At 61.2% G+C, this 14,942-nt stretch carries 12 protein-coding genes; 2 read left to right on the forward strand and 10 right to left on the reverse strand.

The genetic code is table 11. The annotated features are described in order from the left end of the window. The first annotated feature begins 191 nt into the window (after window positions 1–191). Window positions 192–1,097, forward strand: a complete 906-nt coding sequence (locus tag AC1Q67_RS19745; protein ID WP_492237155.1) for a DUF2155 domain-containing protein — start codon at window positions 192–194, stop codon at window positions 1,095–1,097. A 21-nt stretch (window positions 1,098–1,118) separates the two neighbouring features. On the opposite strand, the gene aat is transcribed toward AC1Q67_RS19745, so the two are convergent. From aat to AC1Q67_RS19790, 9 genes are all read right to left on the reverse strand, one after another. Continuing rightward, window positions 1,119–1,787 carry a leucyl/phenylalanyl-tRNA--protein transferase gene (gene aat / locus AC1Q67_RS19750; RefSeq protein WP_492236674.1) on the reverse strand — a complete coding sequence of 223 codons (669 nt, stop codon included), beginning with the start codon at window positions 1,785–1,787 and terminating at the stop codon, window positions 1,119–1,121. 37 nt (window positions 1,788–1,824) lie between these two features. Beyond that, window positions 1,825–2,913, reverse strand: coding sequence for a sensor histidine kinase (locus AC1Q67_RS19755; RefSeq protein ID WP_492236673.1), 1,089 nt, complete (start codon window positions 2,911–2,913; stop codon window positions 1,825–1,827). Continuing rightward, on the reverse strand, window positions 2,910–3,350 hold the full coding sequence (locus AC1Q67_RS19760) for a response regulator (protein WP_492236672.1): 441 nt from the start codon (window positions 3,348–3,350) through the stop codon (window positions 2,910–2,912). Before AC1Q67_RS19760 ends, AC1Q67_RS19755 begins: the two co-directional genes overlap by 4 nt. Then, the gene (locus tag AC1Q67_RS19765; RefSeq protein ID WP_492236671.1) at window positions 3,347–4,885 is read right to left on the reverse strand and encodes a sensor histidine kinase; all 1,539 of its coding nucleotides are present in this window, start codon (window positions 4,883–4,885) and stop codon (window positions 3,347–3,349) included. The genes AC1Q67_RS19760 and AC1Q67_RS19765 overlap by 4 nt, the downstream gene beginning before the upstream one ends. 147 nt (window positions 4,886–5,032) lie before the next feature. After that, the gene (accC, locus tag AC1Q67_RS19770; RefSeq protein WP_492236670.1) at window positions 5,033–6,388 is read right to left on the reverse strand and encodes an acetyl-CoA carboxylase biotin carboxylase subunit; all 1,356 of its coding nucleotides are present in this window, start codon (window positions 6,386–6,388) and stop codon (window positions 5,033–5,035) included. A 20-nt stretch (window positions 6,389–6,408) separates the two neighbouring features. Next, window positions 6,409–6,903: an acetyl-CoA carboxylase biotin carboxyl carrier protein gene (accB, locus tag AC1Q67_RS19775; protein WP_024577555.1), complete on the reverse strand. Its 495-nt coding sequence runs from the start codon at window positions 6,901–6,903 to the stop codon at window positions 6,409–6,411. A gap of 41 nt (window positions 6,904–6,944) precedes the next feature. After that, the gene (gene aroQ, locus AC1Q67_RS19780) at window positions 6,945–7,400 is read right to left on the reverse strand and encodes a type II 3-dehydroquinate dehydratase (protein WP_492236669.1); all 456 of its coding nucleotides are present in this window, start codon (window positions 7,398–7,400) and stop codon (window positions 6,945–6,947) included. Window positions 7,401–7,622: 222 nt separating this feature from the next. Next, window positions 7,623–8,387 (reverse strand): DsbA family protein, encoded by a 765-nt coding sequence (locus AC1Q67_RS19785; protein WP_492236668.1) that lies wholly within the window; start codon window positions 8,385–8,387, stop codon window positions 7,623–7,625. 29 nt (window positions 8,388–8,416) lie between these two features. After that, window positions 8,417–9,817: a M48 family metalloprotease gene (locus tag AC1Q67_RS19790; protein ID WP_492236667.1), complete on the reverse strand. Its 1,401-nt coding sequence runs from the start codon at window positions 9,815–9,817 to the stop codon at window positions 8,417–8,419. Between the two features lie 379 nt (window positions 9,818–10,196). On the opposite strand from AC1Q67_RS19790, the gene AC1Q67_RS19795 reads away from it, so the two are divergent. Next, window positions 10,197–11,315, forward strand: coding sequence for a pyridoxal phosphate-dependent aminotransferase (locus tag AC1Q67_RS19795; protein WP_492237154.1), 1,119 nt, complete (start codon window positions 10,197–10,199; stop codon window positions 11,313–11,315). A 78-nt stretch (window positions 11,316–11,393) separates the two neighbouring features. Here AC1Q67_RS19795 and AC1Q67_RS19800 read toward each other — a convergent pair whose 3' ends face one another. Further along, complete coding sequence (locus AC1Q67_RS19800; RefSeq protein ID WP_492236666.1) at window positions 11,394–14,399, reverse strand: Rne/Rng family ribonuclease; 3,006 nt, start codon at window positions 14,397–14,399, stop codon at window positions 11,394–11,396. Window positions 14,400–14,942 lie beyond the last annotated feature (543 nt).

A 14,942-nucleotide genomic window follows, 5' to 3' on the forward strand; every position in this document is an offset into this window, starting at 1 on the left:
GGCGTGTTAACCGATGATCTGCGCGCGGCCCGTTTTCTGTAGAATGGCGGGACACGATTCGGTTGAATCGCATATTGGGGCCGCATCAGTTTATGATCTTGAATGTGATCGTTCCGACAGGTGTGGAGCACGATGTTTTCCGGAAATCGCTTCGCACCCTGTGGCACCGTGCTCCTGTGAAGCTGCGCAAGATGCTCCGAACCATCACCACATTCTCTGTCGCAGCCTTGAGCGCCACCCTGTTGATGCTGCCGGCAACGCCCGTGCACGCCCAGATCGGCAATATCTTCTCCGACAGGCCGCGCCCGCCTGCCAATGTGCAGCAGCGCGGCGAGCCCATTCAGGAGCCGGAAGAGGAAGAGGTGCCCGATCTTCCTCCGCAGGGCCGTCTGCTTCCGACACCGAACCGTCCGCTGCCCCCGGGGCAGGGCGCGCCTCTGCCGGGAAATGTCCAGACCCAGCCGCTGCCGCCACCTCCAGGAACGGCGGCCGCTCCATCTCAGCCCGCCGTACCCGGACAGGGCACGCCGAACAACGCTGCGGTCAACCCGTTGCCGGGTCTGCCGCCCGGTCAGAAGCAGCCGCGCAGCGCTCCGCCAACGGCTGCAACATTGCAGCCGGGCGACGAGGTCGTGACCGAACCGCCGGCCCAGAAGATCGTCAACAAGCAGGCGGTTTTTGCGGGTCTCGACAAGATCACGGGCCGCATCATCAAATTTGACGCCGACATCGGAGAGACCGTTCAGTTCGGTGCTCTGCGCGTCAAGCCGCAGGCCTGCTACACGCGGCCATCGACCGAGGCGGCCAACACCGACGCCTTTGTCGAAGTCGATGAAATCACCTTGCAGGGCGAGGTGAAGCGAATCTTCTCGGGTTGGATGTTCGCAGCCAGCCCTGGTCTGCACGGCGTCGAGCACCCGATCTACGATATCTGGCTGACCGACTGTAAAGGTCCGTCGGCAACGGTGGCTCAACAGGAAGCGCCGAAAGCTGCGCCACCTCCGCCGCCCCAGCAGCAGCCCAAGCGGCCGGCGAAGCAACCGCCCGTGCAGCGGCCGCTGCCGCCGCCGAATCCATTCCCGCCATTCCAGCGGTAACCTCGTTCAGGCCCATCGGCTTTAGGTCAGGCACGCCAACGCTTCAGCGCCGGTAACGGGTCTGTCTGCGGGAAGCGCGAAGAAATCGGCCTGTCCCGTGACCGCGTCATCGAGCATGGTGCGGTATCTGCGCCGCGGCACTTCGACTGCACCGAAGGTGCGCAGATGGTCTGTCACGAATTGCGTATCGAGCAGAACGAATCCGCCGGCGACGAGGCGGGCCACGAGATGGACCAGCGCCACCTTCGACGCATCCCGCTCGGTGTGAAACATGCTCTCCCCGAAGAATGCGCGGCCAAGGCTGACGCCGTATAGCCCGCCGACCAGTTGATCGCCGTGCCAGGCTTCGACGCTGTGGCAATGACCGATCTCGTGCAGCGATGTGTAGAGGTCGCGGATACGGCCATTGATCCACGTATCGTCGCGGCCAGGCTGTGGCGCGGCGCATCCGGCAATGGTCTGCTTGAAAGCCGTATTGACGGTGACGCGAAAGACGTCGGAGCGAACGGTACGCGCAAGGCGCGACGCGACGCGGAACCCGTCCAGCGGGATGATGCCGCGTTTCTCCGGCTCGACCCAGAAAATCGTAGGGTCGTCGGCGCTTTCGGACATCGGGAAGATGCCGCAGGCATACGCGCGCAGCAACACACTCGGCGTAATTTCGGACGATGCGGCGTCGCGAGAACTCATGCGCAATCATAGCAGGTTGTGCGGCCTTCCGCGACCGTCAAGCCGCGCCGACAACCTGCTTGATTTGCGGCTGTACGGCGCTCTTCAGCCGCAGCACGATACGTGTTCCAGCGTGGGATGGATCGCGCTCGGCCTTGGTTTCGAGCTTTTGCGCCATCGCACTCACGATGCGCTGGCCCATGCCGGTGGATCGGGGATCCTGCTTTACCTGCAAGCCGACGCCATCGTCGGTGATCGACAGTTCAAGGCCGCCGTTGCACGACCGGAGTTCGACATGGATCGGACCGGCACCGTCCGGATAGGCGTACTTGACGGCGTTCATCACCAGTTCGTTGACGATGATGCCGATCGCAACGGCGCGATCCGGGTCGATCTCGACGGGGTCGGCTTTCATCGTCAGCCGCGACATCCGGTTGCCTTCAGCGGAACGCCGCAGGTCCTCGAGCAAGGCTTCGAGATACTGGTTCAGCATGACCGTCTTGAGGTCCTGAGACGTGTAGAGGCGGCGATGAACCTGCGCGACCGCGGCGACGCGTCCCATCGCATTGGTCAGCGCGGCCTTCACATCGTCGTCGGCACTCGAGTTAGCCTGAAGATGCAGCAACGACGCGATGATCTGCAAGCTGTTGCCGACACGATGATTCACTTCACGCAGCAGGACCTCGCGCTCGGCGGCGAGCGCCGCGTAGCGGTCCCGCGAAGCATGAACTTCCGCTTCTGCATCGTCGCGCGCCTTGCGCACAAGCGCTTGTTCGATAGCGCCTCGTGCAGCGACGTCGAGCAGCGCGAGAAATTCTCCCTGCGTATCCTTGACCAGATAATCGGCAGCTCCTGCCTTGAGGGCGGTGACCGCGATCTTGCTGTCTTGCGATGCGGTCACGAAAATGACCGGCGGCGCATCGGGGATCTTCTGAATTTCGGCAAGCGTCTCCAGACCGTCGAGACCGGGCATGTGCTGATCGAGCGCGACGACATCGATCCCGCCTTGCTTGATGCGCGCAAGGCCGCTCGCGCCGTCAGCCGCGTGCTCGACGGCAAAACCCTGCCGCTTCAGCCCGCGCTCGACCAGCCGCGCAAGATCGGCATCGTCGTCAATGTACAAAAGAAGAGGCGTTGCAGGTTTCATGTTTTGACAGGTGGAACCTTGATGACTGAAAAAAACAATCCCAGTTGGCGGATCGCGTTGGCAAAGCTTTCGTAATTCACGGGCTTGGTGATGTAGACGTTGCAGCCCAGCTCGTAGCAGCGTTTGATTTCGTGCTCGTCGTCCGTGGTTGTCAGTACGACAACCGGCGCGCATTTGACGTGACTGTTTTCTTTGATCCGCTTGAGGATATCGATCCCGGTCATGTCGGGCAGATTCAAGTCGAGCAGAATCAGAAGCGCCTGATCCTTATGATCGACGCCTGAGCCGTCCTTGCCGAACAGGTATTTCACCGCATCTGTACCGTTGGTGAACGGCAAGATCTCATTGTTGACACCCGAGCGCCGGATATTGCGCTCAATCAGGCGGGCATGGCCCTCGTCATCTTCGATCATGATGATTTTAACTGGCAGACTCATTCTTCTTTTCCTTGAGTTCCGAAATTCCACTTCGCAGGCAATGTAACCGTGAAAGTACTGCCTTTGTGAAGTTCTGAGGAGACGTTGATGGTGCCACCCATGCGGCGCACCAATGCACGGACGTGGGCGAGACCGATGCCTTGTCCCTGACGATCCTGAAGACCGGCCCGTCGGAACAGGTCGAAGATCCTCTGGTGATCCTTTGGATCGATACCACGTCCGTTGTCAGTGATTTCGATGATGACAAAACCGAGCTTGAGGCGCCCCTTGATCAGGATGTCGCCCGGCACGCCCGGCTTGAGGTACTTGAGAGCATTGTCAACGAGGTTAGAGAAGATTTGTTCCAATGCGAGGCGATCGCTGACAATATTGGGCAGCGGCTCGACGCGGATTTGCGCATTGGCCTCAGACGCTTGATGCGCCATGGACGAGATGATTGTCTCGATAAGTTCTCTGGTATCGACCTCTACAGGATGAAATTCGCGCCGACCTTCGCGTGTCAGATTGAGTATGGCGGAGATCAGACGATCCATCTTGCCGATGGACGACTTGATGAATCCGAGCGCTTCTGAGAAATCCTGGGCAAGCTGTTTGTCTTCCGCCTGAAGCTCCGGCGCTGTCGCCGGATCTACACCGACGATGGGCTCGGGGACTGACGGCGCCGCCGCAGCGGCACGGCTGTATTTTGCGATACGGGTGAAGATGTCGGTGCGCAGTTCTTCGAGCTCGCTTGTGAAACCCATAATATTCACAAGCGGCGAGCGCAGATCGTGACTTACGATGTAGGCAAAGCGCTGGATCTCTTCATTCGCTTCGCGAAGATCAGCGGTGCGTGTTTCAACAGTCGCTTCGAGGTTAAGATTGTTGTCGCGCAGTTGCCGCTCGGCTTCGTCGCGCGCACGCGTCGATCGCCGCACCAGAAAAAGTGAGGCGCCAGCCAAAAGGAGCACCAGGCCTGAACCGGCTGTTGTGACAACCGCTGCGAGAGTCTGGCTGCGGTCGGCTGCGGCGGTTCGTGCCTGGAAAAGACGGTCTTCCTCCGCGCGCATGGCTGTGGCGATCTCAGTTATGCGCTGAACGGCAGTGCCACTACCGTCGCGCAACATTGCCACGCCGCCCGGAATGTCGTTCCTTTTCACGAAGTCGACAGCTTTGGTGAATTCCGTGAGACGCAATTCGATGGATTCGCGGAATTGCTTGCTGTTCTCGATCTGAACTGGGCTGTCGCTGGTCTGTCTTATGAGCGTCTCGACACCCGGCAAGATGCGTTGGATAGCAGCCTCGTGCTCCGCCAGAAATTTCGGTTGCGACGTGAGGAGGTAACCTCGGGCGGCGCTTTCTGCGCGCCGGATATCCAGCAAGACGGTCGATATCTGATTTTCGACTTCGACGGTGTGAACCACCCAGCGGCTGTCGTCGCGCGCCTTGTTCACCAGAACGATGGAAATGACGCTGATCGCGACCAGCACCAGAAAGCCCGCGGATAGCAAGGCAATCTGCCAGAGCGTGCGCCGACGGGCCTTATCCCGTGTCACGTTCGCCCTGCGGTGTTGCCGGGATAAATAAAACGCTGAAAATTCAAATTGCTACCCCTGAAACCCTATTCCTAGCGTACGTGAAATATCACGCGCAAATAGGAATTTAGTTCCATGGATGGAACTCAAAATTTCAGGTCCGGAACCTCAGGACGACTTGGTGTCGCCGGCGGCCAGATAGTGCTCAAGCCAATGAATGTGGTAGTCGCCGTCGATGATGCTGGGTTCCCGTACCAGCCCCCGGAACAGAGGCAATGTGGTTTCGACGCCATCCACCACCATCTCGTCGAGCGCGCGCCGCAACCGCATCAGGCATTCGCCACGGGTCTTGCCATGAACGATCAGCTTGCCGACCAGGGAGTCGTAATAGGGCGGAATGACATAGCCCTGATAAACGGCTGAATCGATCCGCACGCCAAGCCCGCCCGGCGGATGGTACTGCATGATCTTGCCGGGCGAAGGCCGGAAGGAAACCGGGTTCTCGGCGTTCACACGGCATTCGATCGCGTGGCCGTTGATGACGATATCTTCCTGCGCGCAGGGCAGGTCGCCGCCTGCGGCGACACGAATCTGCTCGATGACCAGATCGATCCCGGTGATCATTTCGGTGACGGGATGCTCGACCTGAATGCGTGTGTTCATTTCGATGAAATAGAACTCGCCGTCTTCGTAAAGGAATTCGATGGTGCCGACGCCGAGATACTGCATCTCGCGCATCGCCTTGGCGCAGGTTTCACCGATCTTGGCGCGTGCGGCTGCGCTAAGGATCGGCGAGGGGCCTTCTTCCCAGACCTTCTGGTGGCGGCGTTGCAGCGAACAATCGCGCTCGCCGAGGTGGATCGCGCCGCCGCGGCCGTCGCCAAGAATCTGGATTTCGATGTGGCGCGGCTTGCCAAGATATTTTTCGAGGTAGACCGAGCCGTCGCCGAACGCGGCCTTGGCCTCGTTGCTCGCGGTGGACAGGGCGAGCATCAGATCGGCTTCAGTCTGCGCGACTTTCATGCCGCGGCCGCCGCCGCCAGCCGCTGCCTTCACCAGAACCGGAAATCCGATCTTCTTGGCGATGCCCATGGCGTCATCGCCGGGGCCGATGCCGCCGTCAGAGCCGGGCACAACAGGAATACCGAGGCGCTTGGCGGTCTTCTTGGCCTCGATCTTGTCGCCCATCAGGCGGATGTGCTCGGCCTTCGGGCCGATGAAATGCAGATTGTGGTCGGCGAGAATTTCCGCGAAACGCGCATTCTCTGACAGGAAGCCGTAGCCCGGGTGAACGGCGTCGGCACCGGTGATCTCGCATGCAGCGAGCAGCGCTGGCACGTTCAGATAGCTGTCCTTCGCGGGCGGCGGTCCGATACAGACGCTTTCATCGGCGAGGCGGACATGCATTGCGTTCGCGTCCGCAGTCGAGTGAACTGCGACGGTCGCGATGCCGAGCTCCTTGCATGCGCGCAGCACGCGCAATGCAATCTCGCCGCGATTGGCAATCAGGATCTTGTCGAACATCGCAGCGCCTGACGGTGAGATTATTCAATAATGACGAGCGGTTCGCCGAACTCGACCGGCTGGCCGTCTTCGACGAGGATTTGCGTGACCGTGCCGGCGCGTGTCGACGGGATCTGGTTCATCGTCTTCATCGCTTCGATGATGATGAGCGTGTCGCCGACCTTCACCTTGCTGCCGACATCGACGAACGGCTTCGCGCCGGGCTCGGAAGCGCGGTAGGCGGTGCCGACCATCGGCGAGGGGACTGCGCCGGGGTGCTTGGAAATATCGGCAGGAGCGGCTGCAGCTACAACGGGAGCTGCCGCGGCAACCGGGGCAGCAGCAGGCGCAGCTTGATAAGACACCGGTGCCGCGATGCTGATGTTGCGTGCAACCCGCAGACGCAAGCCAGCGCGCTCGATCTCGATTTCCGTGAGATTGGTTTCATCGAGCAGCATCGCCAGTTCGCGAATGAGTTCGCGCTCGTCGGCCGGTTTTTCCTTTGGGGCAGATGGTTCTTTCGGCGAGGAGGCCATGTGTAATCCGAAGCTTTCTCAGTAAATGACAGGCAGGCGTATCAGGCTTTCGCCTTGGCGCCGATCTTCGCGGCGAGGCCGCTGATTGCGAGGCGATAGCCATCGATTCCGAAGCCGCACAGCGTTGCCACGGCAGCTGATGCGACGAAGGAATGGTGACGAAAGCTCTCGCGCGCGTAGATGTTGGAGACGTGGACTTCGACCGTTGGAAGTTTGACGGCAACCAGCGCGTCATGGAGTGCGATCGAGGTGTGGGAATATCCGCCGGCGTTGATGATGATACCGGCGGCCTTCTTCGCACCCGCCTCGTGCACGAAATCGATCAGTTCGCCCTCGCGGTTGGACTGGCGGCAATCGGCCGTCAGGCCGTAGCTGGCGGCGCTGTCGTGGCAGAGCTTCTCCACGTCAGCGAGGGTGTGATGGCCATAGGTCTCCGGCTCGCGGGTGCCGAGCAGATTGAGGTTCGGCCCGTTAAGCACATAGATCGTCTTTGCCATCCGAAAACCAAATCCAGCAATGTCGGCGAAATAATGCGGGTGCGCGCAGCTTGGGGCGGTTTATAGGCAACATAGGGCCGGGAGGGAAGCCTGATCGGCTTCGCCATCCCCCGCCAAATCATTCAGAAATCACCTGAAAAGCTTGGTGGAACACTCTGAAATCACTGGTTAACCAATCTTAACGATTGTCCAGGCGGATGCTCCGCCTCAGGGCGGCCCGGCCTAACAGGTCGCCTTCCCGCAGCGCGCTTCCGAGATTTTCTTGGCGAGACCCGCCGCGCCGACAGCACCGACCACGACGTCCTTTCCGATCACATAGCTCGGGGTGCCGTTGAGGCCCATTTCCTCGGCGAGCTTGAAGTTCTCGTTCAGCGTCGCGTTGACCTCCGGGCTGGCCATGTCCTTTTCGAGCTTGGCCATATCGAGACCCGCTTCCTTGGCCGCGGCCATGGCGCGCGCCTTGTCGGCCTGTCCGCGCCCATTCAGCAGCTTCTGATGGAAGTCCAGATACTTCTTCCCGCTCGGGTCCTGCATGCGGACCGCGACCGCGACCTGCGCTGCCTCCACCGAGCCCGGTCCGAGAACGGGGAATTCCTTCAGTACGACACGCAGCTTCGAGTCCGACTTCATCAGGGTGAGCATGTCGGCCATCGCGTGTTTACAATAACCGCAGTTGTAATCGAAGAACTCGACGAAATTCACGTCGCCGTCCCGGTTACCGACAACGACACCGCGCGGCGAGTTGAAGATCACGTCAGCATTTTTCTGAACAGCGGCGCGATGCTTTTCCGATTCTGCGGCCGCCTGCCGCTTCTGCAATTCGGCCGACATCTCCTCAAGCAGTTCAGGATTGGCGACGAGATAGTCCTTAATGATCTTCTGGATCTCGCTCTTCTGCGCGTCGCTGAACGACTGCGCATACGACACGGCGGGCAGACCCAGCACCAGCGCGAAGGCGAACGGAGCAAGAGAGCGGAGCGAAACCATGAGCATTCCTTCGTGACTGTGTGGACCGTTCAATTCTTTATCGGCTTCGTATTAACGATATCGTCGGCCTTGACCCACCCGGGGGTGCCGATGGCAAACCGAGTCTTTGCGCGCGAGGCGAGATCTCGCGCCGTTTTCTGGTCTCCGCGCAGATAGGCTGCCTGGGCCGAGGCGAGATCGGCTTCTGCATAGTCGCCCTTGCGGCCATAAGCCATTGCGAGTTGCGTATAGCCGAGCGCCGCTTCCGGTTCCCGCACGAGCGCTGCCCGCAGAATCTTGATGGCTTCCTCAGCGTAAGCTTTATTGTCCGATGCCACCAAGGACTGGCCAAGTAACATCTCGATGAGCGGCGCATTGTTGGACAGTTGAACCGCCCTGCGAAGCGGCGCGATGGCCTCATTGGGCTTGGCCCCCTCAAGCAGCGCCTGACCCTTCAACTCGTAAAAGTAAGGATTGTTGGGCTGGACCTTGATCAGGGAGTCGATCTGGGCGAGGGCATTGCGCAGATCGCCGTGACGATAGGTAGCGATTGCGCGGGCGTAACGTGCGGGAAGGCTATCGTTCGATGACGGATAGCGGCGGTAGACGGTATCGGCGCGCTCCATGAAGCCGGACACCTTGGCGCGCATCATGTCGTGGCGGAGCTGCAACGCGGGGTCGTCTTTCTTGTCCCAATATGGACTCGATTTCGCCAGTTCCTCCAGCGCCCTGACGCGTTCGGCTGGCATCGGATGCGACTGATTGTAAGGATCGGCGCCGCGCGAAGCGTACAGGCCCTGTTCGGAGAATCGCTTGAACGTTTCGTACATCCCCTTGGATGACTGGCCGGTGGCGTTGAGGAATTTCACGCCCGCCTTGTCCGCGTTTTCTTCCTGCTGCCTCTGGTAGGACAGCATCGTGCGCATGATCGCGGCCTGAGGCGCGGCGACTGCAGCAGCGCCGGCACTTCCTGCACCGGAACGCGCGCCTGCGACGGCGGCGCCGAGGCCAAGCAGCATGGCGATGATCAACTGGGTCTGTGCTCGCGAAATCTGTTCGCGCAGTTTCGCAAGATGTCCGCCGGCAAGGTGGCCCGTTTCATGGGCCAGCACGCCAATGATCTGGTTCGGTGTATCGGATTCGCGCAACGCTCCGTAGTTCACGAAAATACGGCGACCGTCGGCGACGAAGGCGTTGAATGCCGGATCGTTGATAATGACGACCTGAATGTTTTGCTTCTCCAGCCCCGCCGCGCGCAGGATCGGGCGCGTGTAGTCGCGCAGAAGCTGTTCGGTCTCGGCGTCGCGTAGAAGAGGAGGCCCCCCTTGCTGTGCATGCACCGGCCATGACCCGGCGAGCAGTGCCGCCGCAGTGACGACTGCGGTCGCGCGCCGCAGAACGGCGCGGATCGGCGAGCGGGTGGCTGGCGCGGTCAAGAGGGCATTTGTCATGGCTTGGTCAGCGAGCTTGGCAATGGAGCGGCGGCCTGTAGGGTGCTAAAAACACGGTCTAACAAGACGCCGAATGCGGCGGTACAACGGCACGTTGCCGCATGCTTTCCTTGCATGCCGCGGTTCCCGAGAATAGCAGATTTCATGCCAGTGTGGTGGTTCGCAAGTCCGCATTACTTCTACAGCGCGCACATTTGCGGACTTGCGAACCAAAACCACACTAGAATTGTAATTTTCCAGTGTCCTTTTGAATCCGAAGTTCGCTATGGAGAGTGATGCAAACGAGGCGAACTTCGGATTCAGGACACTGGATGTGACGCTTACAGACAAGGCAAAAAGCCTTTTGACACCCTCCAGCCGCGGCAATGTTCCGCCGTTCATGGTGATGGATGTGATGGCGGCCGCCGCCAGGATCGAGGCCCAAGGCGGCCACGTGATCCATATGGAGGTTGGCCAGCCTGCGGCTCCCGCGCCGCAGACCGCGATCGCGGCTGCGCGCGCAGCCCTGGATGTCGGGAAGATCGATTATACCGCCGCTGTCGGCATCTCCTCGCTGCGTCAGCGAATCGCACGCCACTACCGCGAAACCTACAAGCAGGACGTCGATCCCGGGCGCATCGTCATCACCACGGGTTCTTCGGGAGCCTTTGTGCTCGCGTTTTTGTCGGCGTTCGAGCCCGGCGATCGTGTTGCCATCACGTCTCCCGGCTATCCGCCGTATCGGCACATTTTGCGTGCCCTCGGATGTGAGCCCGTTCTGATCGAAACGACCAATGCCACACGGCACGCTCTCACCGGAGAGATGTTGCTGGAGGCCCACCGCAAGACACCGCTGAAGGGTGTGCTGGTCGCCAGTCCCGCAAACCCGACCGGCACCATGATGACGCGTGAGGCCATGGCGGACCTGATCGCCGCAGCGGACAGCGCAGGCATCCGCTTCATCTCGGATGAGATCTATCACGGGCTCGACTACGCGTTTCCGGCGGTGACGGCCGCCGAGCTTTCGTCCGAGGCGATCATCATCAATTCGTTCTCGAAGTACTTCTGCATGACCGGTTGGCGCGTGGGCTGGATCGTTGTGCCGGAAGTGCTGGTGCGTTCGGTCGAGACGTTGCAGCAGAACCTGTCGATATCCGTACCGACGCTGTCGCAGATCGCGGCTGAAGCCGCGTTCGATGGTTGCGCGGAAATGGATATTATCAAGCACGGTTATGAGGAGAACCGGCGAATCCTGATTGAAGGGCTGCCGAAAGTCGGGCTGACCGAATTTTTGCCGGTAGACGGGGCGTTTTATCTTTATGCCGACGTTTCGAAGTTCAACGCCGACAGCTTCGAGTTTGCCAAGACCATGCTGCAGCAGGCGCATGTCGCGGCAACCCCGGGCGTTGATTTCGACCCGTTCCACGGAAAGTCCTTTGTGCGTTTTTCCTATTCGCGCTCGACGCAGGAGATCAGTGAAGCCGTGACACGCATCACGCGCTGGCTCGCCAGGGGCTGATAGGCCGGTTTCAACGGGCCCAAACGCAAAACCGCCCGCTGTGAAGCGGGCGGTTTATTCATATCCTGTATTCGGCCGTTACTCGCCGCGGCGCGACCACCAGCCCGCGCGGCGCGGCTGGGCGGTCTCGGGTTGCGGTTGAGATGGCGCCGGTTCAGTCGAAGGTGCCGATGTCGGCGTTTGAACAGGAGCGGGCTCCGGCTCCTTCGGCGTTTCACCGAAGAAGAAGCTGACTTTCTCGCGGACGGTCGAGCGCTTGCGTGGAGCTGCCTCGGTTTCTTCCGGCGGCGCGTTGTACTGCGCTACCGGTTCAGGCTGCGGAGCCGGAACTGGTGCGGGATGCTCCTCGCGGACCGGCTCTGCTGGTGCGGACAGATCGGCCACAGCTTCGGCAGATTCGGATTCTGGCAGCGGTCCCAGGTCGTCGGCAATCGTCGATACCTGTCCTTCGCCCGGCTGAGCACCTTCTGCACCGCTCAGGTCATTGCCACCACGCCGACGGCGTCCACCGCGGCGTCCGCGGCGGCGCGGGCGGCGTTCGCCATTCGCGTTCTGCTCGGCGCGCGGTTCTCCGTTCTGATCGTCCTGCTCGTCGTCGCCTTCGTCGCCGTCGCTGGCTTCGCCGATGGCGTCATCCTGCGACGCGATGTTGGTCGCATCGCCGCGGTCGGCGGCCTGTGCGCCATCGCGCGCTTCTCCACCACGGCCACGCCTGCGGCGGCGGCGCTTACGGCGCGGACCTTCTTCGCCTTCGGCGGCAGGAGCTGCGTCGGCGGATTGCGCTTCTGCGCTGTCCTCATCATCACCTTCAAACTCGGCCTCGGCTTCGAAGGTTTCGTCATCCTCGTAATCGTAGGTGTCCTCGACCGGGGCCGGGGATGCGGCGAGCTGCGCTGCAAGGATAGCCTTGGCGGCTTCAAGCGTATGAACGGCTTCGCCGCGATCGATCACGTAAGACTGCTGCCCGCTGATCGTCGCATCGGCGATGACCGCCAGCGTGACCTTGAAGCTGCTTTCGAGATCGCGCAGGTGACCGCGCTTGTGGTTGAGCACATAGAGCGCAACGTCGGTGCGCGTGCGCACCGTCAGATTGTGGGTCGGTCCCTTCATCAGGGTTTCTTCGAGGCCGCGCAGCAATTGCAGCGCAACGGACGAGACCGAGCGGACATGACCGGTTCCGCCGCAATGCGGGCAGGGCTCGGTGGAGCTTTCCAGCACGCTGGCGCGGATGCGCTGGCGCGACATCTCGAGCAGGCCGAAATGCGAGATGCGCCCGACCTGGATGCGGGCGCGATCCTGCCGCAGGCAGTCGCTCAGCTTGCGCTCGACCGCGCGGTTGTTGCGCTTCTCATCCATGTCGATGAAGTCGATCACGATGAGACCCGCCAGATCGCGCAGACGCAACTGGCGTGCAACTTCCTCGGCGGCTTCGAGATTGGTCTTGAGGGCGGTATCCTCGATATGGTGCTCGCGGGTTGAGCGGCCGGAGTTCACGTCGATGGAGACCAGCGCTTCGGTCTGATTGATGACGATGTATCCACCGGAACGTAGCGTCACCGTCGGAGAGAACATCGCATCGAGCTGGCTCTCGACGCCCATGCGTGAGAACAGCGGCTGGCCGTCGCGATACTGTTTCACCGCGCGAACGTTGCTCGGCATCAGCATCTTCATGAAGTCGCGGGCCTCGGTGAAGCCGGACTCGCCGGCAACAAGGACTTCGTCGATTTCCTTGTTGTAGAGGTCGCGTAGCGAGCGCTTGATCAGCGAGCCTTCCTCGTAAACGAGGGTAGGAGCCTGCGACTTTAATGTGGTGTCGCGGACGGTTTCCCACATCCGGATCAGGTATTCGAAGTCGCGCTTGATCTCCGGCTTGGTGCGGGACGCGCCGGCGGTGCGCAGTATGATCCCCATGCCTTCCGGCACATCGAGATCCTGGACCACGTCCTTCAGGCGCGAACGATCCTGAGCCGAGGTGATCTTGCGGCTGATACCGCCGCCGCGTGCGGTGTTGGGCATCAGCACGGCATAGCGGCCGGCAAGCGAGAGATAGGTGGTCAGCGCGGCGCCCTTGTTGCCACGCTCTTCCTTCACGACCTGAACCAGCATCACCTGGCGGCGCTTGATGACTTCCTGAATCTTGTACTGGCGGCGCGGGCGGAATGCACGTTCCGGCACTTCTTCCAGCACGTCGTCGCCGCCGACCGACTCGACGACTTCCTCTTCGGCGTCCTCACCGTCTTCGTCGTCGTCGCCATCCGCATCGTCTGCGTGGTGTTCGTCGTCGTCGTGAGGAGCGATAGGCGCCTCATGGGCCTCATCGTGGGCATGGTGCTCGTGCTGATGATCGTCGTGCTCATGATCATCGTGCGCGTGATCGTGGGAATAATCGTCATGGGTATGGTCGTCTTGAGCGGCGACCGGCGCGGACGATTCCTGAGCCGGAAGTTCCTGCGATGCGGCGACTGGCGCGGCGTCGGCATGATGCTCGTCGTGACTCTCGTTTCCGGCCGGGAGGGCCGCAACGTCATGAGCCTCACCATGCTGATGATCGTGTTCGGCGTGATGTACGCCATCATGCTGGTGGTCATGATCGTGATGCATGTCATCGTGACCGTGATCCGGTGCATGATCGCCGACCTGCGAGGCATCCGCGTGCGGCTGCGTGTCGATCTCGGGGCTTGCGCCCTCGATGATCTCGCTCTGCACGCGCTCGCCACGGTCGCGGCGCCGGGAGTTGCGATGGCGGGAGCGCCGGCGGCTGGAACGGTTTTCCGATTCTTCTTCGGCTTCGCGGTGCGCGCGTTCATCGGCCTCGATCAGCGCCTGACGGTCTGCCACCGGGATCTGATAATAGTCGGGATGGATTTCGCTGAAGGCCAGAAAGCCGTGGCGATTACCGCCGTACTCGATGAACGCGGCTTGCAGCGACGGTTCGACGCGCGTGACCTTGGCGAGATAGATGTTGCCGCGCAGCTGCTTGCGCTGGGCAGACTCGAAATCAAATTCCTCGACGCGATTGCCGCGGACCACGACCACCCGGGTCTCTTCCGGATGGGTCGCATCGATCAACATTTTGTTGGGCATTTTTGAGCTCTTGACGGCGAACGGTGCGTTCGGCGGCCAGCGCATGGCGCGTAGCCGGGTCACGTAACGGTCCACCTGATTCGGGGGTGAGGGGAAGGCCAAAACGCCGCCCGAGGCACCGTGCCGATCGCAACGTCAGCGAAACGCGACGCGGAAAAGATTCGCGTCGTATCGATGCTGGCGTCGATGGGATCTTCTGACTGATCCCGTTCGGCAATAGAGTCTGGCGCATCAAGCGTCGGCCCGTCTAATTCAATGTGGCGGCAAAGGCGCCGCCGTATCCTGCCGCCGACGTTGCCAGCGGTTTTGCTGCTGGCAGTGCCAAACGCGGCGCAAGGTGCGCGCGCTGGCTCTCGATGGTCCGCTGCCTTGCGGCAACGGTCGCCGGTTATGAAAGTAGCCGCTCGGGCTGGTAACCGCCGTTCCGTATCAGCCGCGCGCTGCGCTGGCTGTGGAGGGTCGGAAGGTACGCTGGAACCTCTGATTGAATACGAGGAACTGGCGCTGCACCGGGAAGCTGAACGCGACACAACCGCAAGTTTA

The organism is Afipia sp. GW823-FHT06G09, assembly GCF_058794875.1.